We start from the raw sequence: 26,794 nt of genomic DNA on the forward strand, positions 1-26,794 counted from the left end.
ATGTGGCGTAATTTAAAATTAGATAGTGTGGAAATTGAAAAACTTGTTGCAGAATTTATTGTTTGGATGCCTGTATTGCCCTATGCAAAAATGAAAGTAAAAATTTATGAAAACCAGTCAGGAAGATTTTCAGGAACTACAGATTTACGTATAAAACGGAAATTCGATAGTTGTCCAGAAAGTGCTTTAGGGACAGGTAATACAATTGAAGAAACATTAAAAAATACCATCAAATGTTTCAATGATATACTAAAAGAAGATGGTTTTGAGGAATTAACACCTGAAGATATTGAATATTCAGAGTGGTCTGATTTTTAGTATTCACTAAAAAGGATCCCAACCTAAAAGTTGGGATCTTTTAAATTTGTGTTTTGCTTATCAGAACTGAAGTAACTATTTATCCACTCTGCGTTTTATTTCGCAATTTCAATAATCAATTTACTTTTTTAGTGGTAATGATGACAGGCTTACCTGTGGTGAAGCCGAGTTGATTTAAACAATTGCCCTTAACGGTAAATTGTTGAATAGAAACTACTTTACCAAGGTTATGGTTATAACCAACGGGGTAATTGAATGGTTAATATTTAGGTTTTACTTTTTTGCGTAAAATAAAATTTAAATATAATAAATACTACATTTATTATTGTGCTTAATAGTCCAAAAGTAGTAGAACGTAATGAATTATTAACTTTAGTTGGAATTAATACTGATAATATTAGTGATGAAGTTCTGGTTCAAAATGCAGATCAAATTGGAACAATGGTTGCTAGCGTTGTTATGACTGGCGGTGGTGTTAAAAGTAATGCAGAAAAAAATAAAAATGTGCAACAAGGTCCAATGTTGGGAGCTAATGGAGTACAAGTTGCAAGTAAAACAATATGGAAAGGTAAAGAACGAATAGATGTGGAAAATCCTAATTCAGGTCAAAGAACTGGGCAGATTCATTATCAAAATAATAAATATTATTATGACCCAAAGAGGTTTCTTATATTGATATTGATAAATTGGACAATTTTGATGAGCCAATTTTAGTCATAAGGAACCAATTTTCTCTAACTCTGCGATTTCCATCGCAGAACTGAACTAACTATTTATCCACTCAGCGATCTAGTTCGCAAGTTAGACAATTAACTTACATTTTTTAGTGGTAATGGTGACAAATTGTCATGTAGTGAATCCAAGTTCATTTAGTTCATTGCTTTTGATAGTACTTTTAAAAGTTATATTGATAAGGTTGCGGATGTTTGAAAAACATGGGGTAAAAGGTGTAACTATTCATAATTTTGTTAGAAGTCCGCCAGAAGGAACTCTAAAAAGTTAGAAAAAATGGAGATACTTTATATTACAATCCAAAAACAAATATATTTGCTATAAAAAATGCAGATGGTATTGCCAGCAACTTAATTGCTCATGCAATACTTGGTGCGGTAGTAGCTGAGCTACAAGGCAACTCAGCATTATCTGGTGGAGCGGGTGCAGTGGTCGGTGAAGTTGCGGCAGATATCATCTGCAAACAACTGTATGGAAAAGAAGTCAAAGATTTAACCGAAGAAGAAAAACAAACCATCAGTGCACTATCGCAGTTAGCAACAGGTCTTGCCGCTGGCGGTGGTAGTGTTGGTGATGCTGGCGCAGTTATTAGTAGTAGTAAAAATGCGGTTGAGAATAATAATTTTGGTTTAGCTATTGTTAAAGCCGCACAAGCGGCATGTAACGGAGATACGGCTTGTGAACAGCAGGTTATCAAGGAATGAATAGATAGTTATAATGAAATGATAATAGAAGGTGATAAGCCACAAGTAATAGTTTTGGGTGTGCTTATTGTCTCTCCAGCCGCTATTGCAACAGCAGAAGCGGGAATGGCAGCTTGTTCCGTTAATCCAGTATTATGTGCAAATCAAGTAGCAATTTGGGTGATGGAAACTATTGGCGCAGAAGCAATGCCTGCTGCCGGGTTGGGAATGAGTGCGGCTGAATTAGCTAAGTCATTATCTAAAGCGCAATTAAAAGAACTATTAGCGTTAATGGCATTGGAAAACAGTGGGGAACTTAGGGTCACTTAAGAAATAATCAAAGACGTAAAGAAATTTCTTAATGAAACACCAGAAACAAAGAGAATTTATAATCAAATAGAAAATACTGTTGTAGCTAATCTTGAACCTGGTAATAAGGCTAGTACAAGCATTATCAGGAATGGTGAACGCTTAGTCTTAAATCAAGGTAATTTACCTACTTGTGGAGCTAATTCATGTGCGATGGTATTAGATACAGCAGGTATTGAATATGATCTGAATAAGCTTATGATTGATTCAAAAGTGGGATCTGATGGAGCACGAATGACTGATTTGATTTCAGCTTTAAATAAATAAGGTCTAAATGATGCTAGGTTTATTTCAAAGGCATCAATAGAAACACTTTCATCCGTAACTTCTAATGGCAATCCAGCTATTGTAGCGATGAAATTAGATAGAGGTTATCACGCTGTTGTTGTTGATGGAATAACAGTCAGAAATGGACAGCCCGTTATAGCAATCAGAGATCCAGCAGGAGGCCCCAATATTTTACTCCAATAGCTGAATTTAAAAGTAAATTCACAGGACAGACAATTTTTACTAATTCTAAATGAAAATAGGGGGGACATGTTATTGTCAATTGAGGATGCCATTTTAAAGAAAATCAATGGTTTTATTGAATTAAAAGCTTATTTTTATATTTTAGGTGGTATAAATGAGATGGCTTTTTTAAGTGATAACAATGATGGTGATTTTGGAAAGATAATAACCTTACCAAAAGATATTATTCCTAAAGTAATAGAACAAGATGAAACTTTTGGGATTTTAGTTGGAGGAAAATATGCTTATTATGCTATGAAGGCTATTGTTAAGGGAATTATTGTTATTGTGAATGATCAACAATTTTTTAGTAAAGTAGATGAATTAACCTTGATAGAAAATGATCGACGTCAGGTTTTTACATTTAGCATCAGTTGATTGTCATTAAATACCATTAGTTTATATGTGTAATACATACTTTATTAGCTTACCTCTAATACCCTTTTCCCTCAAAATTTTAAGGAAAGGGGGGGATAGATATTATTACTGATTTTAATTTCACATTAATGTTGCATTATTTAGTTCGTTTAGTCTAGTATTTCCAATATCCTGATGTCTAAAATTATTTTCAGCGACTTATTATTGCTTTATTACCTGCCAACTCATACTCAAATATCAATAAGACGGTATACACTCCTCAATTATTTTTACAAATACATCTCAATAAACCAAATAAGAATAACCATTATCTAAAAAAATAATTAACCAATTAGAATAGTTGTTGGTAGCAGTGTTTTTTCACCAACAAGTGGCCAACCAACCATTTATTACCACAACGATGAAGCCTCGAATATTACCTATGCGGCAATTAGTGACGGTGAGTTAATCATTCGTGACCCACGATAAGCAAACTGAGAGATATAAAGGTCGTTTACAAGGTTTAACCCCTACCGGTGAGCTTTTTTACGAACAAGTTCAAAAACTAATTACTCAATATAACGATATGTTGACTGTCATTCGTAAGGGTGCCGGTCAATTGAAAGGTAAAGTAAGAATAGGTATTCCGCCATTAATTTTAGGTGTGATGTCTTCTTCAGTGATCGCTGATTTAATTATTAATCATCCCAATATAGAAGTTGAAATTATCGAAAAAGCCGCTTATCAATTAAGTCAAACGTGTATGGTTGATGAGCTTGATTTTGCTATTTTGCTCGACCCCACTAATATTAGTTCAACTATCATTGATGAACACCTTATACAGCAAAGTGAGTTATCTGTCTTTTTTAATCACGAGCATCCCCTTGCATAAAAGCAGACGCTAACATGGTCAGATTTAAATGATCAAATGTTAGCAATTTTTGAACCAAGTTTTATGATCCATCATAAATTAATGAAAGAATTTAGCGAATATAATATTCAGCCACAAAAATATACGATGTTTGCATCTTGGGACTTTTTATTACTTTTAGCAACCAATTCTAAATTTATAACTATTTTACCATCACCAATCTTAGATATTTACTCTAACCAAAATATTGTTGAACGTCGTTTTGATGATCCAATTTATTGGAAAGTCTTACTCTGTCATACTAAAAAAACAGCGTTATTCTAGGTTGCATCAGTTTGTCTTTAACTATATTTTAAGTCATTTTGAGGATAAAAAATAAATTCACAATATTATGACGCCAACCTAGTTGACAAAATTTGGAGGCAAATTTTTACTTTAAACAAATCTGGACATATAAGTCGATTACCATAATAATGTATAACTCCATTATTAAACAATAGTTTATTCATTATAATTCTTATAACTTTAGCAAATGGAGAATAGGAAAAATATCTATACCAACTTTACCTATTGGGTAAGCAATGAGATCGGTAACAATAAAACCGAAACAGTGATGTCAATAATCAAGTATCGATTTAACTTATGGGAATAATTTAAAAGGTACGAGATGAAAATAAGTAATCTTGCTTTTTATGAAGTTTCGATTTTTATATATACAACAAAATAATTTATGAAGGGTAATACTAATGAGATCTTTTTTGTTAATAGTAAGTTTGTTTTTCTTAGCCTCGTGTTCTAACCGTTTACCTAGATCAGCAATTGTTAATACGGATACCATTGTTTTAAATAATGGCTCAAAGATCACTATTTTAACTGAGCATGCGATTAATGGTGATGTCGTTTACGATACAAACAACCATTTAAATGTTGTAACCAGGGGCGATACTGCACAAGTTGTGGGATTAAAAGTGGCTCAATTTGCGATAGGATTATTTGGAGGCGTTGGCGGTTCGGTTAATGGATTTACCAAAGAGGATTTAAAAGGTACCTATATAACATCGGTTCCTAATCAAACAATGGATATATTAAAACCACAGTTCTATGTAATTTTAAAAAAATTAAAAGCGAATAAACAAAAAGAAAATACCATAACCATTCGACCGTATAAATTTAAGCTAATTTATGACGGGTTAACTGATAATAAATATAATTTTATCTATAACACAACTATCCGTTCTGATCATTACAGTTTTGAATGTTCTAGTGATGATCTTGTTGAAGACGATAAATCAAAACCATATACTGACTGGGAAGAGAATAATTACCAGTTAGTACAAGATGTGACGTCCAAAGCGATAACTGCTTGTATGAATCGTTTAAAATCAAGTAAAAACATCAGTGATCTTGAAAGAGCATTAAATTAATTTTCTAACCTAAGCCAAAGTATTATGAAAATTGATACTTTGGTTTATCAAATTACTAACGATTTTCCATCTGTTATCTAAATTATATCTTTCAATTTATTTGTATTATGTAATTGTTCAAATTTCCATTAGTTTTTTGCTTTCACAAACTGCTTTCTATTCGCATTAAAACAAGAATTATTGCATAATACATAACGAATAATGCAGAATCTAAAGGTATAAATATGGAACTTCTTTGCCCTGCCGGCTCGTTACCATCATTAAAAATAGCAATCGATAACGGTGCTGATGCCGTTTATATTGGTTTGAAAGATGATACCAATGCTCGTCATTTTGCTGGTTTAAATTTTAATGAAAAGCGACTAGTTGAAGCATCAGACTATGTTCATAAACGCGGTAAAAAGTTACACATAGCCATTAATACTTTTGCTCACCCGGAAAACTTCGAACGTTGGCAATATGCCGTTGATACCGCTGCCAATATTGGTGCTGATGCATTAATCATTGCCGATTTGGCGATGCTTGATTACGCTGCTCAAAAGCATCCAAATCTTGAACGCCATGTATCGGTGCAAGCTTCTTCAACTAATGAAGAATCAATTAAGTTTTATCATAATAACTTTCAAGTGCATCGTATTGTGTTACCTCGGGTGTTATCTATGCATCAAGTAAAACAATTATCACAGGTTTCGCCTGTGCCTTTGGAAGTTTTTGCATTTGGTAGTTTATGTATTATGGCTGAAGGTCGCTGCTATCTATCGTCATACTTAACCGGCGAATCACCCAATACCGTTGGCGCTTGCTCGCCAGCCAAGTTTGTCCGTTGGGAAGAGACCGATAAAGGACTTGAATCAAGACTCAACAATGTTTTAATCGATTGTCATAAAAAAGGGGAAAATGCCGGCTATCCAACCCTTTGTAAAGGGCGCTATTTTGTTGGCGATGCGCTTTATCATCCGATTGAAGAGCCAACCAGTTTAAATACCATTGAACTGTTACCAGACCTATTTGCGGCCAATATTGCTTCGGTTAAAATTGAAGGAAGACAACGCAGCCCGGCTTATGTTGAACAGGTCACGAAAGTATGGCGACAAGCTATTGATCGCTATAAAGCGAATCCTCAAGCCTTCCAAGCTGAAAAAAAATGGATGGATACTTTAGGATCTGTTTCCGAAGGGACCCAAACAACATTAGGTGCTTATCACCGTAAATGGCAATAATTGACCAGCTTTAATATTAAAATTTACAACCAAAATAAAACTCGATACTCATCTAGGTGATTTTTCACATTAGTATCAGAGATTAGCTATAAAAAATTGACTATTTAGAAATTTAAATATAGTGAGCAAAACTATGAAATACGCATTAGGACCAATACTTTATTATTGGCCTAAAATCGAAACCGAAGCCTTTTATCAAGCCGCTAAGGAAAGTGAAGCGGATATTATTTATATGGGCGAAACAGTTTGTACCAAACGCCGTGAAATGAAAGTACCTAATTGGCTAGATTTAGCTAAAGAAATTGCTAAGTCAGGTAAGCAAGTGGTACTTTCTACTCTTGCGTTACTTGAAGCGCCTTCAGAGCTGACTGATTTAAGACAGTTAGTCAATAATGGGGACTTTCTAGTTGAAGCGAATGATTTGGCAGCAATTAATATTGCCCATGATAATAACTTACCGTTTGTCGCCGGTCCAGCTATAAACTGTTATAACGCATTAACGCTGAAATTATTACAAAAACAAGGTATGGTGCGTTGGTGTATGCCTGTTGAACTGTCTCGTGATTGGCTGAGTAATGTGCTAAAACAATTTGATTCCTTAAAAATTGATCGTAATTTTGAGGTCGAAGTATTTAGTTATGGCTATTTACCCTTAGCTTACTCTGCGCGCTGCTTTACCGCCAGATCAGAAGATAGACCAAAAGATAAATGTGAAACTTGTTGTATTAAATATCCAGTTGGACGAGAAGTGTTTTCGCAAGAACAACAGAAAGTGTTTGTATTAAACGGTATTCAAACTCAAAGTGGTTATTGTTACAATTTAGGAAACAATCTAAAGGATATGCATGGCTTAGTCGATATTGTGCGTATTTCACCACTTGGTATTCAGACGCTTGATATCGTGAAACAATTTAGAGCCAATGAAGATGGCACAAACCCACTACATATTGAACATAAACGAGACTGTAATGGTTATTGGAATGGGATTGCAGGACTTGAACTTACACAATAAACATCCGCTAGCTGAAATTTTTAGAGCGGATTTTCCCGCTCTAGATAACAATGTGTATCTTGATTCGGCCGCTACTGCGTTAAAACCGCAAATCATGATCGATGCAACCATTGAGTATTATGCACATAACACTGCAACAGCTCAGCGCAGTTTACACCAAGACGCCTTAAAAGTGACGGCTACTATTAATGAGGCTAGGCAAAATGTTGCCGATTTAATTCATAGCCAATCAAGCCATCAAATTGTCTGGACACGTGGAACTACTGAATCAATAAATATAATTGCTCAAAGCTATGCAAGGCCTTTACTGCAAGTTGATGATGAAATTATTGTCAGTGAATTAGAGCACCATAGCAATCTATTACCTTGGCTCATCGTCGCGAAACAAACTGGGGCAAAACTCATTAAATGGTCTGCTGAAGTTAATGAACTTTCATCATTACTATCAAGCAAAACCAAAATTGTAGCTATCACCCAAATGTCTAATGTCACAGGTTTTTGTCCTGATTTAGCGAAAATTAGTCAGTTAGTCCACCGATATAATGCGATTTTAGTGGTAGATGGTGCACAAGGCGTGGTACATCAGCCAATTGATGTTACCGCATTAAATATCGATTTTTACGCTTTTTCTGCCCATAAGTTATATGGCCCAACGGGACTTGGCGTACTATACGGAAAACAACATTTGCTTGAGCAGATGGACGTTTGGCAAGGTGGCGGTAAAATGTTGAAAAATGCTTCATTTTTAGGATTTGAAGTCGAACAACTGCCTTATAAATTCGAAGCCGGCACGCAAAATATCGCCGGAATTCTCGGCTTTCAAGCAACATTATCATGGTTAAAAAAATGGGATGAAGCACAATTAGATTGTTATTTAAAACAGTTGGTAAATTATGCCGAATCAAAATTAGCGCAATTAAAACATATCGAGTTCTACCAAGTTAAAAATAGCCCAATAATAAGCTTTACTATAGAAAATATTCACCATAATGATATCGCTATTTTATTAAGCGAACAAAATATTGCCATCCGAACCGGTGAATTATGTGCCAAGCCACTGATGGATAAACTTGGTTGTCATGGGGTTATACGCATTTCACTAATGCCATATAATAATCAGCAAGATATTGATAGTTTTATTAGCGCACTGCAAAATGCTATTGAGTTATTAACATAGCTTCATATGTTAGTCGTTAACGATTATCTTATAATAACGACTATATATTAATAACTATTATCTTTAAACCAAATCTCCAACTTATAACTGGTTTTAATTATGCTATCACAACAAACACTATTTGAATTATTCTCCAAACAACATAACTGGCAAGATCGTTATCGACAATTGATAGCTTTAGCAAAACAATTACCGGATTTTGCTGATGAAAAAAAAATTGAGGCTAATCAAGTTTATGGTTGTGAAAACCGAGTATGGCTAACGGCCAATAAACAATCTGATAATACTTTTATTTTTCAAGGTGATAGTGAGGGTAGAATTATTAAAGGACTACTCGCAGTTTTAATTATTATTGCCAATAATAAAACAGCAGAACAGATTAAAGCGCTTGATTTTCATGCGATATTAAAGCAGTTAAAAATCACTGATGAATTGAGCCAATCTAGGTTACAAGGGCTGGATAAATTGATTGAACGAATTAAGAGTCAATGATATAGAAAAGGGAGAATTAATTCTCCCTATTAACAAATCTAAATAATTACCGTTGGGTAAATAATGTCACCACTTTCCTCACACCAGCAACTTTACTTGCCAACGATGCGGCTTCTTGCCCTTCTTCACTGTTTACAATACCGATTAAAAATACTTCGCCATTTTCCGTAACGACTTTGATATTACGTGCTTTTGTTTTGGAATTTAGTGTAAGTTGGGATTTAACTTTGGTGGTTATCCACATATCATTGGCGATAGTCCCTGCACCAACCGGCTCTCCGGTACGAATTTGGTTATAAACTTTCTTTACACCTACAACATCATAAGCAAGACGCTCAGCCTTCTCAATTTGTTCGGCATTCGCTTGGCCAGTTAAAATAATGTTACCATTATAAGTACTTGAAGAAATACGAGAGCCTATAAAGAAAGGACCATTTTCACTTAACTTATTATTCATTCTGGTATTGAGTGTTGTATCATCAACTTGCGTTCCAGCTGTACGCGGATCAGTAACCACTTTTGCTGTAGCGCCAGCACCGACACCAAGAACAGCAGCAACACACCCCTGTAGCATTAAAGCACTTGATGCTAATACGGCAATTAAGACAACTTTTTTCATTATTACTCCTTTTATTTACAGCTAAGTCAAGTTCAAATACTGATGAATACTTTTTATTATGCCTTGTAGATAATGATTTGCAAAATAATTTTCTGTAATGTAAAAATTACATAATTGTTTTTAATTAACATAATATCAATAAAGAAATTACTCCATTTGCTAGTACAAACATTTATTTTTTTTAAAAATCTGCTATCTTTTAATAGAAAGTCATATAAAAATTAATGGAATAAAACTATGAATCAAGATTATATCGATTGGTTATATGGTCTATCGGCACCAATGGTTGCCTTAAATAAAGAGTGTGGCGCAAGTTATACATCACCCTTTTTTTTTCCTGAGGATAAATATACCGATTTGAAAAAAGACTGGGACATTGATTCGCGAGAAACGCTATTAGCAATGGTCTTTAATATGGTCGACGATGGTCATGCACCAGCTTTATCTAAACATTACTTTATGTATCCTCGTCTATCAGCAATCGACTGGTTAAAATATACCGAGAAACATACCGATTACCAAAAAGTCTTACTAGAATTTGTTGAAAAGAGCTATTTAGAATGTGGTTTTGGTGGCATTCGTAGTTGGGATTATGCTCGTATGGGCTATATATTACGTAATGGCACCACTAATAAATTTATTACTGAACAAGAAGCCCTTTGGATTTTTTATCGAATTGCACTGCGCGCACAATACTATTATTCGTCCTGGCAAAGTTATTTTTCTGGCTGGTTTATTGGTTATCAATATTGGAAATCGCTCTCTAACAAAGAAGATTTAGAAAGATTACGTTGTGACTTATGCCGTTCATCGCAAACATGGGCTATGACTAATTTATATAACAATGAAGATTCCCCTTATCATCACCTGCCTTGGCATATTGAGATAGAAGAATTGGAAAAACCAGAATCATTAATGGAGTATGCTTGGTCATGAATAACAATTTTTGGCAATTATTAGCAATTGAGAAAACTACTGATATAACGGTGATTCGACAAGCTTATCGAGCAAAACTACCAGAATATCATCCGGAAACCGATCCTGATGGTTTTAAAGCACTACGCGAAGCTTATGAATTAGCTATGCAGTATGCAAAATCACCAGAGTCAATGGCTGATGAGTTAAATCAAGAACACCCTGCTGAAGAAATTGTAAAACCACTTACAGAAGAAGAACGGCAAGTCAAAGAAATCTGTGATAATTATCAAGCGTTACTTGATGATCCTGCTCGATGTCATAATGTTAATGAGTGGCACAAATTTATTGCGTCATTTTATGATTACCCAATGTCCATTCTGGAGATTGCTAAATGGAAGATGTTAGACATCAGTTACGACACACTAACGATATCACTATCTTGTGTAAAGATATTAGCAGATAATCTACGCTGGCGTCAGGAAGTAATTAATCATTCTCCCAACAACGCTGATATATATGAGAATTTTTTCGAACATATTGATCATGGTGACTTTTTTGATTATGACAGCTTACCAAAAACGAATAAAGCCTTACAAAATGTAACCATAGATTATGCCCATTGTGCTAGACGGATTTTTTGGGAAAAAACATCAGTTGAGTTAAACATATATTTATCTATTCATACCGTAGTTTACTTACCTGATAATCCAGAGTTTATGCAAGAGCTAGCCAATTGGTATTATTTTGCTAAAATGCCAAATAGAGGATTATTAGACTATGCTTTAACTTGTATAGCAGATCCAAATCAAGATCAGCAGATACAAGAACAATGGAAAGCGATCGCCGCAATGCAATATTCCCTGCTTGAAGACGAACAAAATGCCTTATTGCTTTGGTTAGAACTCTATCATCTACCACAATATCAAGAAAAAAGCATCAATTGGTTAATATTATGGTGTGCCAAAAATCAGTCTGATTATCTACCATTATTAATTCTAGCATTAAACCAATCTTATTGTTTAACGCCAGAAAGCCATGAAAATTACGTATATAGTATTCCGCAACTTACACCATTAACAATTTCTCGACTACTCAAATTAAGAAAAGAAAATTACAGCAATGAAATTGCAGCTATTATAACCTGGGCACTAGATAATAACTGGAATTATCGTCAAGTGTTACATGCATTATTATGTGATGATGGTAACAGTCGGTTATATCGCTTATATCGACATGCGATCATGCTACGTCACGGAAATAAAACACTATTGCAAGAAATCTTAGCTGAATCAAGTGAAGATAAATTTGAACAATTTATTTTACAAAATCTGCAACGTCAAGCTAAACAACACCTTGAATGGCTAACCAATCTACCACCAGTACAAGAATTCAAAGAGTGGTTGTACCAAAGCGATGAAAACGCAATTATTCCGGCTAAATTTGATCCGGATGATGAAGAGGAGAATCAGTTTTTTTATAGCCGGTTATGGCTCGATAGATTCGATGATATCCCATTTGTCGCTAAATTACATTTATATAACAATGTAGCTTACCAAAATATGGAGATGTTTGATTGGCCAGTATATTGTCAATTCAGAGGAAATTACAATTTACCCAAATCACCTGCTCAATCAATTATTGCTACTGATAAAAATGCTTATTGGCATTGGTATCGTTACTGTCTATTAGTCATCACCATTGCTAATTCACCAATTAAAGCAGCCAACTTTATTCGAGAAAAAAATAGCTTATTTTTACTTCCTAGAAATGATCCGCTTACATCGCTTATAGATACATTTAAGTCTAACGAATGGCAAAATGATATTGAATTATATAATCTTATTGATAGTGATCTGATTGGTAGTCTCTTGATTAATTATCCAAATTCAATTGAGGCTTTTATCAACTTACCCGCGGAGGTTAATTGGGATGAAATTGAACAAATAGTAGAACAAAGATGGGCAAATAAACTAGCAAACAAATCTGTCGCTGGTTTAATGTTACTGTATTCAATTGTTTTTGACAAAGCCAATCAAAAAACAAAACTAAAAGAAATACTACAAAAGCTAGCTGGTGATAATACCCAGTTACAAAAAATCGTCGAATCATTTAGGTTAAAAATATCCATTCCATCATCTCTCAAAAAAAATAATGATGAATTGCAAAAAATAGACACCTTAAAAAATTTAAATCAAAAACTCAATAAAGATGATGCGATATATGAAAAAGAAGATATCGAAACACTTGTAGAAATTAAACAAAATAATGATATTACACTTAAATTATGCTCAACATTGCTTTTAGCCAAAAATATGGATCACCAGAAAAAACTTAAATCTAAAGCGTTTCCACCCAATAAGTGGTGGCAAATTTGGCGTTGGAATGGTCGAACCAATTTAATTGGCTTCTTAAAACAGATGGGCTTTTCTTGTTTACTTCTTCTTTTACTACTAATAAGTGCAAGCCAAACAAATTTAGATAATTCTATTATTGATATATTATGGGGAGTTGCAATAATCAATATTAGCTTTGCGATAAAACGACGCTTAAATGACTGTTATTATAATAGTGGCATCTATTTTTTTGTATCAGCCTCACTTGTACTACCAATTCTATTGTTGCCGTGTTGGCTCCCTTCTGCCGATGAGACCAACCGTTACGGACCACCAATAACAGAATAAGAAGAAAAGATAAATCATCTCAATATCCCCTTTACAATGCTATTTTCTAATTATTAAAGGGGATAATTTTACAAAACTATCGATTAAGCTCGCTAAGATTTACCTCTATTTCGCTACGTATTTGCTCGATTTCTTCTGGATTTTGCTGTTCCAAGACTTCCATAAAAACTTGGATATATGAGCCGATGAGTAGTCGCTCATCACCCAATGACTGAGCCCATGCTTGCTCTAATCGTGCTAATAAAGTACGATTTGGCATTTCATCACGCGGATGAATTTTAAGTGCAGCTAATCTATCATGGCTTTCTTGTTTTTGTTTATCGGTTAATCCAATCGGACTATGATCAATTACTTTGCCATGAAATGTACCGGTTTCCAATAACACAACATCAACTTCAAGCAACCCATTTAAATCATAACTAAAGCGAACATCAATCCCTTGAATTTTATCCATAGGAGTTAATGGCACTTCAAATTTATCAATTAGAACATTATTTTCAACTCGAGGATTTTCACCCTGATAAACCGAAAGTATAATATTTTTCTGCTGTGGGCTTAAAGTATAAAACCTTTTTACTTTTGAAGTTGGCACAATCGTATTGCGTTCAATAATCGGTGAGAACAAACCATTAATATTGCCAGAACTACTTTCGATTCCAAGTGTATATGGACAGACATCGGTTAAAATAACCTCTTCGACATCAGCATCACGCAAACGGCAAGCAGCCTGAACGGCGGCACCTTGTGCCACAATAGTCGTTGGATTGATATGACGATAAGGGAGTTTGCCAAATAATTTTGTCACTAACTCACGAACCACCCCCAATTGTGATGACCCGCCAACTAAGACAATATGTTCAAGTTCATTAGGTTTTAAGCGAGCATCACTTAATGCCTGTTCTACAGGTGCCCGTAAACGATTAAGTAAAGGTAACCAAATTGATTTAGCTCTTACTTCATTTAATGAAAATTGCCATTGCTTATCTTGCCAAGACCAGGTCAAATTATGCATTTGTTCACTATTTAGCTTACATTTTAATTGTTCAGCCAAATCCCATAAACGCGCATAATCATCAACTGGAATATCTGGTTGTTTAAGTTCCCATTCACTTAAACAAGCTTTAACAAGTTCATGGGTAAAATCTTCACCACCTAAGTAATTATCACCTGCTGATGCATGCACTTCAATGATAGGCATTGCATATTCCAATACAGTGACATCAAATGTACCACCACCTAAATCAAAAACTAAGGTATTTCCGGATTGTTCTTCATGTAATCCATACGCCATAGCAGCAGCGGTTGGTTCATTAATTAAACGCACAGCATTTAAGCCAGCTAGCTCAGCGGCAAAGCGAGTCTGTTTACGCTGCTCATCATTAAAATAAGCAGGTACAGATATTACTACATCACGAATTTGTTGTTTTAAGAAAGCTTCGGCATCGGCTTTTAGTGATTTTAAAACTAATGCAGAAAGTTCGGTTGGGGTAAATTTTTGATCGCCTAACGCAATAACTTTACTTGAGCCTAAAAAACGTTTGAATGCCGCTGTGCTACAACTAGGATGAGTGGTTAAACGAGATAAAGCAGCATGACCAACTAAAATAGAATTATCCTCATCAACACTGACGGCTGAAGGTGTAACAACTTCACCTATCGAGTTAGGAATAAGCGTTGAGCGACCATTTTGCCAAACACAAATTAAACTGTTGGTAGTACCTAAATCAATACCTATTGGAGGATGCATAACCACTTTATTCTCTTAGTATTTTTTAACAAATTTGTCAGATATTATAGCCTTAATACTAATTGAGGTGCAATTTATCTTCACTGAACTTTTTTGAAAAAAGCGATTTTTAATTCGTTTTTTTATCAATCTGAACAATTTGGCTTATTAATTTGCCGGTTTTAAGTTGTGTTAAAATAAAGTCACCGATTGATACCTGGTCAAGGGTTCTTATTACTTTTTGTTGCTGATCAATCGTTACTGAATAACCACGATCTAAAGTAGCTAGTGGGCTTACACTATTAAGCTGTGACGCTTTTAATATAAATTGATGCTTAGCATCGGTTAATCTTTTTTGCATCAGATTAATCAGTTGCAGCTGTCTTTTCTCTAGGTTTTGACCACAATAGATTACATTATGTTGTGGCGAGACACGTAACAAACGTTTATCAAGTAAATTATGAAGATAAGATTGCCTTGATAAATATTGTTGCATATTTTCAAATAAAGCATGGCGACTGGTTAATAGACGATTTAATTGTTTCGATAGTTTGGTTTGAGGATGCTGTGATTGTAATCGTTGATAGGGCTTATTTAATAATTCTCGTCGACGCATTAAATAGTAATCAATTGCCATACATAAGTATTGCTCTTGAACTTGTAAACTTTTTAGCTGTTCTAACTTATCACGACTAACCAGCTCAGCTGCTGCCGACGGTGTAGCTGCACGTACATCTGCAACAAAATCAGCAATAGTAAAATCAACTTCATGACCAACAGCACTGACAATCGGTAACTGACTTGCAAAAATAGCTCTTGCAACAACCTCTTCATTAAATGCCCAAAGATCTTCAAGTGCCCCCCCACCTCGACCAACAATTAATACATCACATTCTTGGCGAACATTGGCAATTTGGATCATCTTAGCTATTTGGGCGGGCGCTTCGTTACCTTGTACGGATGTCGGATAAATAATCAAATTTAAACTTGGATCACGTCGGTTTAATATCTGACAAATATCATATAGTGCAGCACCTGTTGATGAAGTAATAATGCCAACCGTACGAATATTATCAGGCAATTCCTTTTTATAAATTGGATCAAATAATCCTTCTTCTGACAGTTTTTGTTTTAGTTGCTCAAATTTTTGTTGTAACAATCCAGCACCAGCAAGTTGCAATTGATTAATAACTAATTGATATTCACCGCGAGCTTCATAAAGTGTTACCGATGCATTAACTAAAACTTGTTGACCATTTTGCGGCGTAAACCCAGTACGATAATTATTATTACGAAACATGGCACAACGCACTTGCGCAATATCATCTTTTAACGTGAAATACCAATGTCCAGAAGTTGGGCGAGAAAAATTTGAAATCTCGCCTACCAACCAAATTTGTCCAATAGCATCAGAAAGCAGATCTTTAACTATTTGGTTAAGATCTTTTACCGATAAAATCGAATTATTCTGCATACTATTATCCTCATGGTAAAAATTTTAATTTAAATTAAAATCGGCCCAAATTGGCGCATGATCAGAAGGTTTTTGCATACCTCTAATATCGTAATCAATTCCTGTTTTTTCACAATATTGCATCAACTTTTGACTAGCCAGAATAAGATCGATTCTTAATCCAGTTTTTGCACTAAAACCTCTGGAACGATAATCAAACCAAGAAAACCTTTGAGTATCTGGATTGGCATCACGGTACGTATCAGTATAACCTGCTGCCATTAAATTATTTATCCATTCGCGCTCTTCAGGTAAGAAAGAGCATTTTCCAGCATTTAACCAGCGTTTCTGATTATTTTCATTGATACCAATATCTAAATCAGTTGGGCAAATATTCATATCCCCCATAATAAGGGATAATTGATTATTAAGTTGGCGAGTTTGTACATAATCAATTAAATCTTGATAAAATTTGCGTTTAGCGGGATATTTTATTTCATGATGTAAACTATCACCTTGCGGAAAATAACCATTAATTACCGTTAAATTACCTTGACTAGTTGGAAACTCAGCCGTAATTAATCGACACTGCGCACTATCTTCATCTGTTGGAAAGCCACATTCTACTGACAACGGTTTTTGCTTAGTCAGCAATGCTACGCCATAATGCCCTTTTTGACCGTGATAATATAAACGATAACCGAATTGTTCAAGTTCTCCGACTGGAAATTGGTCATTATGAACTTTAGTCTCTTGTAAACCAATTATATCGGGTTGGTGTTTTTCAATGATTGCGGCTAATTGATGGATACGAATACGAATACTATTAATATTAAATGAGATAAGTTTAATCATAAATTTATTGTATTTGATTTAATTTTGCAATTAACCCATGCTATCAAAAATACGTTATACTGTTAAGCAATTACAGCGAAAGCTATCTTTTGTGATTAAAGGATCAACAATATGCCTAAGGAATTACTTTCATTGCGTGATAAAATTGATGAAATCGACAAATCAATTTTATCTTTAATTAGTCAACGGCTAGCATTAGTTGCCCAAGTTGGTGAAGTAAAAAGCGAGCATGGAATTCCTATTTATGATCCTAAACGTGAAGCCGATATGTTAGCTAAACGTAAACAAGAAGCCGAAAATGTAGGCATATCACCCGCTTTAATTGAAGATATTTTACGCCGCTTAATGCGTGAATCTTATATAAGTGAAAACGACAAAGGTTTTAAAAAAGTTTACAGCGGCAAAGGCTCGATTGTCATCATTGGTGGTAATGGACAAATGGGTAGATTATTTACCAGATTATTTACCCTATCAGGTTATAAAGTCAAAACCCTAGGTTCAAAAACCATGCATCAAGCAGCCGAAGTTGTCGCTGATGCAGCAGCCGTTATTGTTACGGTACCTATCAACAAAACATGTGAAATTATCGAGCAATTACCACCTCTACCTAAAGATTGTATTTTGACGGATTTTACCTCAATCAAAGTCAAACCATTACAAGCAATGTTAACTAAACATAATGGTCCTGTCGTTGGATTACATCCAATGTTTGGACCTGATGTACCGAATTTAGCCAAACAAGTTATTGTCTACTGTCAAGGTCGATATCCTGAACATTACCAATGGTTAATTGAACAGATGCGAATTTGGGGGGCCAATTTGTGTGCGATTGATGCCAAAGAGCATGACAAATGTATGTCGTTTATCCAAGCATTACGTCATTTTACCTCATTTTCATATGGCGTTAATTTGCAACGGGAGCACGCTGATTTAGAACAATTAATTACCCTTTCATCGCCTATCTATCGACTTGAATTGATGATGGTAGGTCGCTTATTTGCTCAAGATCCAGTTCTTTACGCTGATATCATCATGGCGTCTGATGATAATATCGAATTAATCAAACGTTATTACCAATGTTTTGGGGAAATGGTTAAATTAATTGAACAAAGAGATAAAGCAAAATTCATTGACAATTTTAATGAAGTTACTAAATGGTTTGGCAGTTATGCCGAACGTTTTATTAAAGAGAGCCAAGTACTGTTAAAGTTTGCTAATGACAATCGAGAATAATTTTACTTTGCTCGCTTTGTTAAAATAAAAATTACTTTATTAGTAAGGCAATTGGTCAATAAAAAATGTCAAAATGAGGAAATAACATGTCTAATCGGAAATATTTTGGGACAGATGGTATTCGCGGAAAAGTTGGAGAGTTTCCTATCACTCCTGATTTTGCGCTCAAATTAGGCTGGGCAGCAGGACGAGTACTAGCTAAAGATGGTGTTAAAAAAGTCATCATCGGTAAAGATACCCGTATTTCAGGTTATATGCTTGAATCGGCATTAGAAGCCGGGTTTGCCTCAGCTGGGGTTGCAGCTGCTTTTACAGGACCAATGCCAACACCTGCTATTGCTTATCTAACTCGCACATTTCGTGCTGATGCTGGCGTGGTTATATCAGCTTCCCATAATCCTTTTTATGACAATGGCATTAAATTTTTCTCAACTGAAGGGCGAAAACTCGATGATGCTATTGAGTTAGAAATTGAAGCTCAGCTCGAAAAACAGATCGACTGTGTTGAATCAAAACAACTTGGCCGTGCCAGCCGAATCACTGATGCCGCTGGTCGATATATCGAATTTTGTAAAAGTACCTTTGATCACTCTTTAAGTTTAGCTGGATTAAAAATTGTGGTCGATTGTGCCAACGGTGCCACCTATCATATCGCACCAAAAGTACTACGCGAACTTGGTGCAACAGTAATAAAAATTGGTTGTGATCCTGATGGCGTTAATATTAATCAAAATTGTGGTGCAACTGATGTTAAAGCGTTAACCAAACGTGTTCTTGAAGAAAAAGCTGACTTAGGTTTTGCTCTTGATGGTGATGGTGATCGCATTATTATGGTTGATAACGAAGGGAATAAAGTTGACGGTGATTTAATTATTTACATCATTGCCCGCGAGGCTTTGAGGCAAGGTCAGCTTAAAGGTGGTGTTGTCGGAACCTTAATGAGTAATATGGGGCTGGAAATTGCCCTTAAAAATCTTGGTATTCCGTTTATAAGAGCAAAAGTTGGCGACCGCTATGTACTTGAAATGCTAGTTGAAAAAAACTGGCGATTAGGGGCAGAAAACTCAGGCCATGTCCTATTACTTGATAAAACCACCACTGGTGATGGAATTGTTGCGGGACTACAAGTTCTTGCCGCAATGATAAGAAATAACATGTCACTTGCTGATTTATGTCAAGGCATGACAATGCTGCCACAGATATTAATTAACGTCCGTTTTGCAGGCAAGTATGACCCATTAACCAATGTAGCGGTAAAATCTGCAATTGAACAGGCAGAAAATCAACTCGGCAATGAAGGTCGGGTATTGATCCGCAAATCAGGCACTGAACCGCTTATCCGTGTAATGGTTGAAGGAAGCAATCAATCTCAAGTGCAAAAATTAGCGGAACAAATTGCCAATGCCGTTGAAGCATCAAATTAGCCTATTTTTTCTTCATTAATTAGGCTATTAATGAACAATATTTCTAATATAATATTTGGCTGAGCTATTATTCTTTACACAAAATTAGTAAAGTGTGTCTAAATTCTTTATTTTTTTAATCAGTTGTTGACTTATTATAGGGAATTAGGTTTAAAATAATAGCTTCGGTTATTGCAGTGATTGTTTATATTTTTTTAAGTTAAAGCAAAACATCTGTAATGTTCATTTCTAGAAATAGGTAAGAGGGTTATATGGCAGTTTCCTCTCCAGCTTCACCGCAAGCTTATATAAAACACCATCTGGAGAACTTGCAAGTCGGTTCTGGTTTTTGGACCTTTAATCTTGATTCCCTGTTCTTCTCCATTTTACTTGGTGTACTTTTCTTGTGGATCTTCCATCGTGTAGCAAGAAAAGCGACAAGTGGTGTACCAAGTAAACTCCAATGTGCGGTAGAGATGATCTTTGAATTTGTCAATAATACCGTCAAAGACATGTTCACTGGTCAAAATAAACTCATTGCCCCTTTAGCACTTACTGTGTTTATCTGGGTATTCTTAATGAACTTAATGGATCTTATCCCGGTTGATTTTCTACCTTACGCAGGGCAATATTTAGGTCTATCGCATTTAAGAGTCGTACCGACAGCTGACGTTAGTATCACAATGTCAATGTCACTAGGTGTATTTGCACTCATCATTATTTATTCAATTAAATATAAAGGGATATCTGGGTTTATTAAAGAATATACCCTGCATCCATTTAATCATTGGGCATTTGCACCGATCAACTTAGTCCTTGAGCTTGTTAGCTTATTAGCAAAACCTGTTTCGTTAGGATTACGGCTCTTCGGTAATATGTATGCTGGTGAACTTATCTTCATCTTAATCGCCGCATTATTACCTTGGTGGTCACAATGGGTATTATCACTTCCGTGGGCTATCTTCCATATTTTGATAATCACCTTACAAGCATTTATTTTTATGGTGTTGACTATTGTCTATTTAGCGATGGCCTCAACAATAGAAGATCATTAATTTTAACTTTTCTTTAGATAATAAACTGGAGTATATAATGGATAGTATGAGTATGTTATTTGTAGCCGCTGGCATAATGATGGGATTAGCTGCAATCGGTGGTGCAGTTGGTATTGGTCTATTAGGTGGTAAATTCTTAGAAGGTGCTGCTCGCCAACCAGAATTAATGCCTATGTTACGTACACAATTCTTTATCGTTATGGGCTTAGTTGATGCGATCCCTATGATTTGTGTGGGTATTGCGCTATATGTCATTTTTGCTGTTGCTGGTTAATAATAATTTAAGAGGAATTGTCTCATGAATATGAACGCAACTCTCCTCGGCCAAGCAATTACATTTGTATTGTTTGTTTGGTTCTGTATGAAGTTTGTTTGGCCTCCGGTTATCCGTGCGATTGAAAAACGCCAAAAAGAGATAGCAGAAGGACTTGCTTCAGCAGAAACAGCAAAAAAAGATTTGGAATTAGCCAAAGCAAATACATCTGACATAATGCAACAGGCTAAGGTTGAGGCTAATGCAATTATTGAGCAAGCGAACAAACGCAAAGCAGCCATTCTTGAAGAAGCGCAACAAGAAGCTTCTCGTGAAAAAGAAAGGATCGTTGCTCAAGGACTTGCTGAAGTTGAAGCTGAGCGTAAACGCGCTAGAGAAGAGCTTAAACAACAAGTCGCTACACTCGCTATTGCCGGTGCAGAAAAAATTATTGAACGTTCTGTTAATGAAGCCGCTAACGGCGACATCATTGATAAACTCGTAGCTGAACTATAAGGAGAATAGAGCAATGGCTGACTTAATTACGATTGCTCGCCCTTATGCTAAAGCTGCTTTCGACTTTGCTGTTGAAAAAAATAGCATCGAATCATGGCATAAAATGTTAGTGTTAAGCGCTGAAGTGAGCAAAGATGCTCAAATCAGAAGTGTTTTAACATCTGACATGAAAACCGATTCAGTGGCTAACTTACTCATCAATATCTGTAAAGATGTACTTGATGAGTATAGCACTAATTTTATTAAGGTTATGGCTGAAAACAAACGCTTATCGCTTCTTCCTGAAGTGTTAACGTTGTTTGAACAATACTGTTTAGATAAAGAAGCACAAGCAGACGTTGATGTAATTTCTGCCAATGAGCTAACCGAAGAACAACTTAATAAAATTTCTGTCGCTGTCGAAAAACGTTTATCACGAAAAGTAAAACTAAATTGTCATATTGATAAATCGCTAATTTCTGGTTTTATTATTCGTACGGGCGATATGGTTATTGATAGTAGTATCAGAGGGCGTCTAAATCGACTAAATGACGTTCTACAGTCTTAAGGGGACTGATAATGCAGCTAAATTCAACTGAAATAAGTGAACTAATTAAAGAGCGGATAGCTCAGTTCAATATTGTGAGCGATGCTCACAATGAAGGAACAATCATCTCAGTAAGTGATGGTATCCTTCGAATCCACGGATTAACTGATGTAATGCAAGGCGAAATGATTGCTTTACCAGGTAACCGATATGCAATGGCATTAAACCTTGAAAGAGATTCTGTTGGTGCAGTGGTCATGGGACCATACGAAGATTTATCTGAAGGGATGAAAGTGCAATGTACTGGTCGTATTTTACAGGTACCAGTAGGCGATGGTTTATTAGGCCGTGTTATCAATACACTTGGTGAGCCAATTGATGGTAAAGGTTCGATTCAACATGACGGGTTCTCACCTGTTGAAGTTGTTGCTCCAGGCGTTATCGACCGTCAATCAGTTGACCAAGCGTTACAAACTGGTTATAAGGCAGTTGACTCAATGATTCCAATCGGTCGTGGTCAACGTGAACTTATCATCGGTGACCGTCAAACCGGTAAAACTGCATTAGCAATTGATGCCATTATTAATCAACGTGATTCTGGCGTTAAATGTATCTATGTAGCAATCGGTCAAAAACAATCAACTATTGCTAACGTAGTGCGTAAACTTGAAGAGCATGGTGCGCTAAAAAATACCATTGTGGTGGTTGCATCAGCATCTGAATCAGCAGCGTTACAATACTTAGCGCCATACGCTGGTTGTGCAATGGGCGAATACTTCCGTGATCGAGGTCAAGACGCGCTTATCGTTTATGATGATTTATCAAAACAAGCCGTTGCTTATCGTCAAATTTCATTATTACTTCGTCGTCCACCTGGACGTGAAGCTTATCCGGGTGACGTATTCTATCTTCACTCTCGTTTACTTGAACGTGCTGCTCGGGTTAACGAAACTTATGTTGAAGAGTTCACTAAAGGTGAAGTAAAAGGTAAAACTGGTTCATTAACGGCGTTACCAATTATCGAAACCCAAGCGGGTGACGTTTCAGCGTTCGTACCAACTAACGTAATTTCGATTACTGATGGTCAGATCTTCCTTGAAACTAGCTTATTTAACTCAGGTATTCGCCCAGCGGTAAACCCAGGTATTTCGGTTTCTCGTGTTGGTGGTGCTGCGCAAACTAAAATAATGAAAAAGTTATCAGGTGGTATTCGTACCGCACTTGCCCAATATCGTGAATTGGCCGCTTTCTCACAATTTGCCTCTGACTTAGATGAAGCAACAAGAAACCAATTAAGCCACGGTGAAAAAGTAACTGAATTACTCAAACAAAAGCAATACTCACCAATGACTGTTGCCGAGCAATCAATTGTACTTTATGCCGCTGAACGTGGTTATCTAGAAGATGTTGAACTTGCAAAAGTATTATCATTTGAAACAGCACTTCTATCTTACGCCCATAGTCAATATGCCGATTTTGTAAAACAAATCGATGAGACAGGCAATTACAACGATGAGATTGAAAGTAAGTTAAAAGCAATGCTTGAAAGCTTTAAATCAACTCAAACTTGGTAAGGGTGACAAATGGCTAATGCAAAAGAGATTAGAACGAAAATTGCCAGTATCCAAAGTACGCAAAAGATCACTAAAGCGATGGAAATGGTAGCCAATTCTAAAATGCGTAAAACGCAGGACAGAATGGCAGCTAGCCGTCCATACGCTGAAATGATTCGTGAAGTAATTGGACATTTAGCGTTAGCTCAAATAGGCGCCAAACATCCCTATTTAGAAGAAAGGGATGTTAAGCGAGTTGGCTATCTTATCATTTCGACCGATCGTGGTTTATGTGGTGGATTAAATATCAATCTTTTCAAAACCGTCATTGCTGACATGTCAGCATGGCAAGAGAAAGGTGTTGAAGCCGATGTGGCTTTAATTGGTTCACGCGGAGTGTCGTTTTTCTCTTCAGTAAAAACGAATATTTTAACCCAAGTAACTAATTTAGGTGACGAACCAACTTTATCTGATCTAATTGGTCCGGTAAAAACCATGCTAGAGGCATATGACAACGGTAAAATTGATAAATTATATATTGTAACTAATAAATTTATTAATACCATGTCGCAAAAGCCGACAATACAGCAGTTATTACCATTACCACCTTCAGAGGATAAAGAACTTAAAGCTTCATCGTGGGATTATATTTATGAGCCAGATGCAAAATCACTATTAGATGTGATTTTACGTCGTTATATTGAATCACAAGTCTATCAAGCGGTGGTTGACAATTTAGCGAGTGAACAAGCAGCAAGAATGGTGGCCATGAAGGCAGCAACAGATAATGGTGCAAATTTAATTAATGAATTACAAATTGTGTATAACAAAGCCCGTCAAGGTGCTATCACAAATGAATTGATTGATATTGTATCTGGTGCAGCTGCTGTTTCAGGTTAGTGCTAAATATTGGCTTATAGTTAAGAAAAAGACGTAGAGGAATAAAAATGGCTACTGGAAAGATTGTCCAGATCATCGGTGCGGTGGTTGATGTCGAATTCCCAGAAGATGCAGTACCAAAGGTATATGATGCATTAGAAGTGGAAACTGGCACTGAAAAATTAGTTCTGGAAGTTCAGCAACAATTAGGTGGTGGCGTTGTATGTTGTATTGCAATGGGCTCATCTGATGGTTTAAGACGTGGACTTAAAGTAGTAAATACAGGTCACGGCATTGAAGTTCCTGTTGGAACAAAAACACTTGGCCGTATTATGAACGTACTTGGTGATCCTGTTGATAAAGCAGGTCCAATTGGTGAAGAAGAGCGTTGGGCGATTCACCGTGCGGCACCAACATACGAAGAGTTGGCTAACTCAACAGAATTACTTGAAACTGGTATCAAAGTTATCGACTTAATTTGCCCATTTGCAAAAGGTGGTAAAGTTGGTCTATTTGGTGGTGCCGGTGTTGGTAAAACCGTAAACATGATGGAACTAATTCGTAACATCGCCATCGAGCACTCAGGTTATTCAGTATTTACTGGTGTGGGTGAACGTACTCGTGAAGGTAACGACTTCTATCATGAAATGAAAGAATCAAACGTACTGGATAAAGTATCGTTAGTTTATGGTCAGATGAATGAGCCACCAGGAAACCGTTTACGCGTAGCGTTAACTGGTTTAACTATGGCGGAAAAATTCCGTGATGAAGGTAAAGACGTACTATTATTTATCGATAATATATACCGTTATACCTTAGCCGGTACTGAAGTATCTGCACTATTAGGTCGTATGCCATCTGCGGTAGGTTACCAACCAACATTAGCAGAAGAAATGGGGTTATTACAAGAACGTATCACCTCAACTAAAACTGGTTCAATTACCTCAATCCAAGCAGTATATGTACCTGCCGATGACTTAACTGACCCATCACCGGCAACTACCTTTGCTCACTTGGATGCAACAATCGTATTAAGTCGTCAAATCGCATCATTAGGTATTTACCCAGCGGTTGACCCACTTGACTCAACCAGTCGTCAGTTAGATCCTCTTGTTGTTGGGCAAGAACATTACGATTGTGCTCGTGGCGTACAGTCAATTCTTCAACGTTATCAAGAATTAAAAGATATTATTGCGATTCTTGGTATGGATGAATTATCAGAAGACGATAAATTAACTGTTGCTCGCGCACGTAAGATTCAACGTTTCTTATCTCAACCATTCTTCGTTGCGGAAGTGTTCACAGGTTCACCGGGTAAATACGTACCATTAAAAGATACCATCAGTGCATTTAAAGGTATTATGAACGGTGATTATGACCATATTCCTGAACAGGCATTTTATATGGTTGGTTCAATCGACGAAGCGATTGAAAAAGCAAAATCTCTCTAAGAGATTTATAGAACGGAGAGAGCATTATGGCACTAACTTCCTATCAATTAGAAGTTGTTAGTGCTGAATCTCACCTTTTTTCAGGTGATGTTCAGCGAATCAGAGTCACAGGACGGGAAGGTGAACTTGGGATTTATCCAGGTCACACTCCGTTACTGACAACCATTAAGCCGGGAATGGTCGGGATTGTAAAAGCAGATGGTGAAGAAGAGTTTATCTATCTATCTGGTGGTATTTTAGAAGTTCAACCTACTATAGTAACAATCTTAGCTGATACCGCGATTCGTGGTGAAGACTTAGATGAAGCAAGGGCGCAAGAAGCAGTAAGACAAGCACAAGAACACATTAATCATCCTAGCGATGATATGTCTTTTGCTCAAGCATCTGCTGAACTTTCAAAAGCCTTAGCAAAAATACGCGTTATTGAATTAACTCGTCGTATGGGTCAATAGAATATGCGTTTGATCACTAAGTAAAGCAATAAAGGTTACAACTGAATAAATTGTAG

The 26,794-nt window shown here is 36.0% G+C and carries 27 protein-coding genes and 1 pseudogene; 23 read left to right on the forward strand and 5 right to left on the reverse strand.

From position 1 onward, the window contains the following. The 4 genes from AC5LXI_RS00745 (at window position 1) to AC5LXI_RS00760 (ending at window position 2,063) form a co-directional block, all read left to right on the forward strand. A complete protein-coding gene (locus AC5LXI_RS00745) occupies window positions 1-318 on the forward strand; it encodes a hypothetical protein (protein WP_493443090.1) in 318 nt (105 codons plus the stop codon). Window positions 319-645: 327 nt separating this feature from the next. Further along, entirely contained in the window at window positions 646-1,032 is a 387-nt protein-coding gene (locus tag AC5LXI_RS00750) for a hypothetical protein (RefSeq protein WP_493443091.1), read from the forward strand. Between the two features lie 446 nt (window positions 1,033-1,478). Beyond that, window positions 1,479-1,754 carry a VENN motif pre-toxin domain-containing protein gene (locus AC5LXI_RS00755; RefSeq protein ID WP_493443092.1) on the forward strand — a complete coding sequence of 92 codons (276 nt, stop codon included), beginning with the start codon at window positions 1,479-1,481 and terminating at the stop codon, window positions 1,752-1,754. Between the two features lie 18 nt (window positions 1,755-1,772). Further along, window positions 1,773-2,063 carry a hypothetical protein gene (locus AC5LXI_RS00760; RefSeq protein WP_493443093.1) on the forward strand — a complete coding sequence of 97 codons (291 nt, stop codon included), beginning with the start codon at window positions 1,773-1,775 and terminating at the stop codon, window positions 2,061-2,063. Between the two features lie 152 nt (window positions 2,064-2,215). Here the strand turns inward: AC5LXI_RS00760 and AC5LXI_RS00765 are convergent, their stop codons facing one another. Beyond that, complete coding sequence (locus AC5LXI_RS00765) at window positions 2,216-2,440, reverse strand: hypothetical protein (RefSeq protein ID WP_493443094.1); 225 nt, start codon at window positions 2,438-2,440, stop codon at window positions 2,216-2,218. Between the two features lie 199 nt (window positions 2,441-2,639). Here AC5LXI_RS00765 and AC5LXI_RS00770 point away from each other — a divergent pair, with 199 nt between their 5' ends. The 7 genes and pseudogenes from AC5LXI_RS00770 to csdE all read left to right on the forward strand — a co-directional run bounded on the left by AC5LXI_RS00770 (window position 2,640) and on the right by csdE (window position 9,165). Next, on the forward strand, window positions 2,640-2,990 hold the full coding sequence (locus AC5LXI_RS00770; RefSeq protein ID WP_493443095.1) for a hypothetical protein: 351 nt from the start codon (window positions 2,640-2,642) through the stop codon (window positions 2,988-2,990). Window positions 2,991-3,555: 565 nt separating this feature from the next. Next, window positions 3,556-4,164: pseudogene (locus AC5LXI_RS00775) on the forward strand (LysR substrate-binding domain-containing protein). A gap of 422 nt (window positions 4,165-4,586) precedes the next feature. Beyond that, window positions 4,587-5,264 carry a hypothetical protein gene (locus tag AC5LXI_RS00780; protein ID WP_493443096.1) on the forward strand — a complete coding sequence of 226 codons (678 nt, stop codon included), beginning with the start codon at window positions 4,587-4,589 and terminating at the stop codon, window positions 5,262-5,264. Between the two features lie 224 nt (window positions 5,265-5,488). Beyond that, window positions 5,489-6,484: a ubiquinone anaerobic biosynthesis protein UbiU gene (gene ubiU, locus AC5LXI_RS00785; protein ID WP_493443097.1), complete on the forward strand. Its 996-nt coding sequence runs from the start codon at window positions 5,489-5,491 to the stop codon at window positions 6,482-6,484. Between the two features lie 133 nt (window positions 6,485-6,617). Further along, a complete protein-coding gene (locus AC5LXI_RS00790; protein ID WP_110432298.1) occupies window positions 6,618-7,496 on the forward strand; it encodes a U32 family peptidase in 879 nt (292 codons plus the stop codon). After that, complete coding sequence (gene csdA, locus AC5LXI_RS00795; protein WP_493444329.1) at window positions 7,465-8,673, forward strand: cysteine desulfurase CsdA; 1,209 nt, start codon at window positions 7,465-7,467, stop codon at window positions 8,671-8,673. Before AC5LXI_RS00790 ends, csdA begins: the two co-directional genes overlap by 32 nt. Before the next feature lie 99 nt (window positions 8,674-8,772). Then, the gene (gene csdE / locus AC5LXI_RS00800; RefSeq protein ID WP_493443098.1) at window positions 8,773-9,165 is read left to right on the forward strand and encodes a cysteine desulfurase sulfur acceptor subunit CsdE; all 393 of its coding nucleotides are present in this window, start codon (window positions 8,773-8,775) and stop codon (window positions 9,163-9,165) included. Window positions 9,166-9,211: 46 nt separating this feature from the next. Here csdE and dolP read toward each other — a convergent pair whose 3' ends face one another. Then, window positions 9,212-9,784, reverse strand: a complete 573-nt coding sequence (dolP, locus tag AC5LXI_RS00805; RefSeq protein ID WP_493443099.1) for a division/outer membrane stress-associated lipid-binding lipoprotein — start codon at window positions 9,782-9,784, stop codon at window positions 9,212-9,214. 237 nt (window positions 9,785-10,021) lie between these two features. On the opposite strand from dolP, the gene AC5LXI_RS00810 reads away from it, so the two are divergent. Both AC5LXI_RS00810 and AC5LXI_RS00815 read left to right on the forward strand, forming a co-directional pair. Then, complete coding sequence (locus AC5LXI_RS00810; protein WP_493443100.1) at window positions 10,022-10,720, forward strand: DUF1266 domain-containing protein; 699 nt, start codon at window positions 10,022-10,024, stop codon at window positions 10,718-10,720. Next, on the forward strand, window positions 10,717-13,383 hold the full coding sequence (locus tag AC5LXI_RS00815; protein WP_493443101.1) for a hypothetical protein: 2,667 nt from the start codon (window positions 10,717-10,719) through the stop codon (window positions 13,381-13,383). The genes AC5LXI_RS00810 and AC5LXI_RS00815 overlap by 4 nt, the downstream gene beginning before the upstream one ends. Before the next feature lie 76 nt (window positions 13,384-13,459). On the opposite strand, the gene AC5LXI_RS00820 is transcribed toward AC5LXI_RS00815, so the two are convergent. From AC5LXI_RS00820 to xthA, 3 genes are all read right to left on the reverse strand, one after another. After that, on the reverse strand, window positions 13,460-15,130 hold the full coding sequence (locus AC5LXI_RS00820) for an Hsp70 family protein (RefSeq protein ID WP_493443102.1): 1,671 nt from the start codon (window positions 15,128-15,130) through the stop codon (window positions 13,460-13,462). Window positions 15,131-15,239: 109 nt separating this feature from the next. Beyond that, entirely contained in the window at window positions 15,240-16,583 is a 1,344-nt protein-coding gene (xseA, locus tag AC5LXI_RS00825) for an exodeoxyribonuclease VII large subunit (RefSeq protein WP_493443103.1), read from the reverse strand. A 24-nt stretch (window positions 16,584-16,607) separates the two neighbouring features. Next, a complete protein-coding gene (gene xthA / locus AC5LXI_RS00830) occupies window positions 16,608-17,414 on the reverse strand; it encodes an exodeoxyribonuclease III (RefSeq protein WP_493444330.1) in 807 nt (268 codons plus the stop codon). Between the two features lie 114 nt (window positions 17,415-17,528). On the opposite strand from xthA, the gene tyrA reads away from it, so the two are divergent. The 10 genes from tyrA to AC5LXI_RS00880 all read left to right on the forward strand — a co-directional run bounded on the left by tyrA (window position 17,529) and on the right by AC5LXI_RS00880 (window position 26,738). Then, on the forward strand, window positions 17,529-18,650 hold the full coding sequence (gene tyrA, locus AC5LXI_RS00835; protein WP_493443104.1) for a bifunctional chorismate mutase/prephenate dehydrogenase: 1,122 nt from the start codon (window positions 17,529-17,531) through the stop codon (window positions 18,648-18,650). Window positions 18,651-18,736: 86 nt separating this feature from the next. Beyond that, window positions 18,737-20,074, forward strand: coding sequence for a phosphoglucosamine mutase (glmM, locus tag AC5LXI_RS00840; RefSeq protein WP_493443105.1), 1,338 nt, complete (start codon window positions 18,737-18,739; stop codon window positions 20,072-20,074). Between the two features lie 251 nt (window positions 20,075-20,325). Beyond that, window positions 20,326-21,108 (forward strand): F0F1 ATP synthase subunit A, encoded by a 783-nt coding sequence (gene atpB, locus AC5LXI_RS00845; protein WP_493443106.1) that lies wholly within the window; start codon window positions 20,326-20,328, stop codon window positions 21,106-21,108. 37 nt (window positions 21,109-21,145) lie between these two features. After that, window positions 21,146-21,382 carry a F0F1 ATP synthase subunit C gene (atpE, locus tag AC5LXI_RS00850; protein WP_065563772.1) on the forward strand — a complete coding sequence of 79 codons (237 nt, stop codon included), beginning with the start codon at window positions 21,146-21,148 and terminating at the stop codon, window positions 21,380-21,382. Window positions 21,383-21,406: 24 nt separating this feature from the next. Continuing rightward, complete coding sequence (atpF, locus tag AC5LXI_RS00855) at window positions 21,407-21,877, forward strand: F0F1 ATP synthase subunit B (protein WP_493443107.1); 471 nt, start codon at window positions 21,407-21,409, stop codon at window positions 21,875-21,877. Window positions 21,878-21,890: 13 nt separating this feature from the next. Beyond that, window positions 21,891-22,424, forward strand: coding sequence for a F0F1 ATP synthase subunit delta (gene atpH / locus AC5LXI_RS00860; protein ID WP_493443108.1), 534 nt, complete (start codon window positions 21,891-21,893; stop codon window positions 22,422-22,424). A gap of 11 nt (window positions 22,425-22,435) precedes the next feature. After that, a complete protein-coding gene (atpA, locus tag AC5LXI_RS00865) occupies window positions 22,436-23,977 on the forward strand; it encodes a F0F1 ATP synthase subunit alpha (RefSeq protein ID WP_493443109.1) in 1,542 nt (513 codons plus the stop codon). A gap of 9 nt (window positions 23,978-23,986) precedes the next feature. Further along, window positions 23,987-24,856, forward strand: coding sequence for a F0F1 ATP synthase subunit gamma (gene atpG, locus AC5LXI_RS00870; protein WP_493443110.1), 870 nt, complete (start codon window positions 23,987-23,989; stop codon window positions 24,854-24,856). Between the two features lie 47 nt (window positions 24,857-24,903). Then, window positions 24,904-26,286 carry a F0F1 ATP synthase subunit beta gene (gene atpD, locus AC5LXI_RS00875; protein WP_025314341.1) on the forward strand — a complete coding sequence of 461 codons (1,383 nt, stop codon included), beginning with the start codon at window positions 24,904-24,906 and terminating at the stop codon, window positions 26,284-26,286. Window positions 26,287-26,312: 26 nt separating this feature from the next. After that, complete coding sequence (locus tag AC5LXI_RS00880) at window positions 26,313-26,738, forward strand: F0F1 ATP synthase subunit epsilon (RefSeq protein WP_493443111.1); 426 nt, start codon at window positions 26,313-26,315, stop codon at window positions 26,736-26,738. Window positions 26,739-26,794: the final 56 nt, after the last annotated feature.

Source organism: Gilliamella sp. LMG 34361 (genome assembly GCF_984569075.1).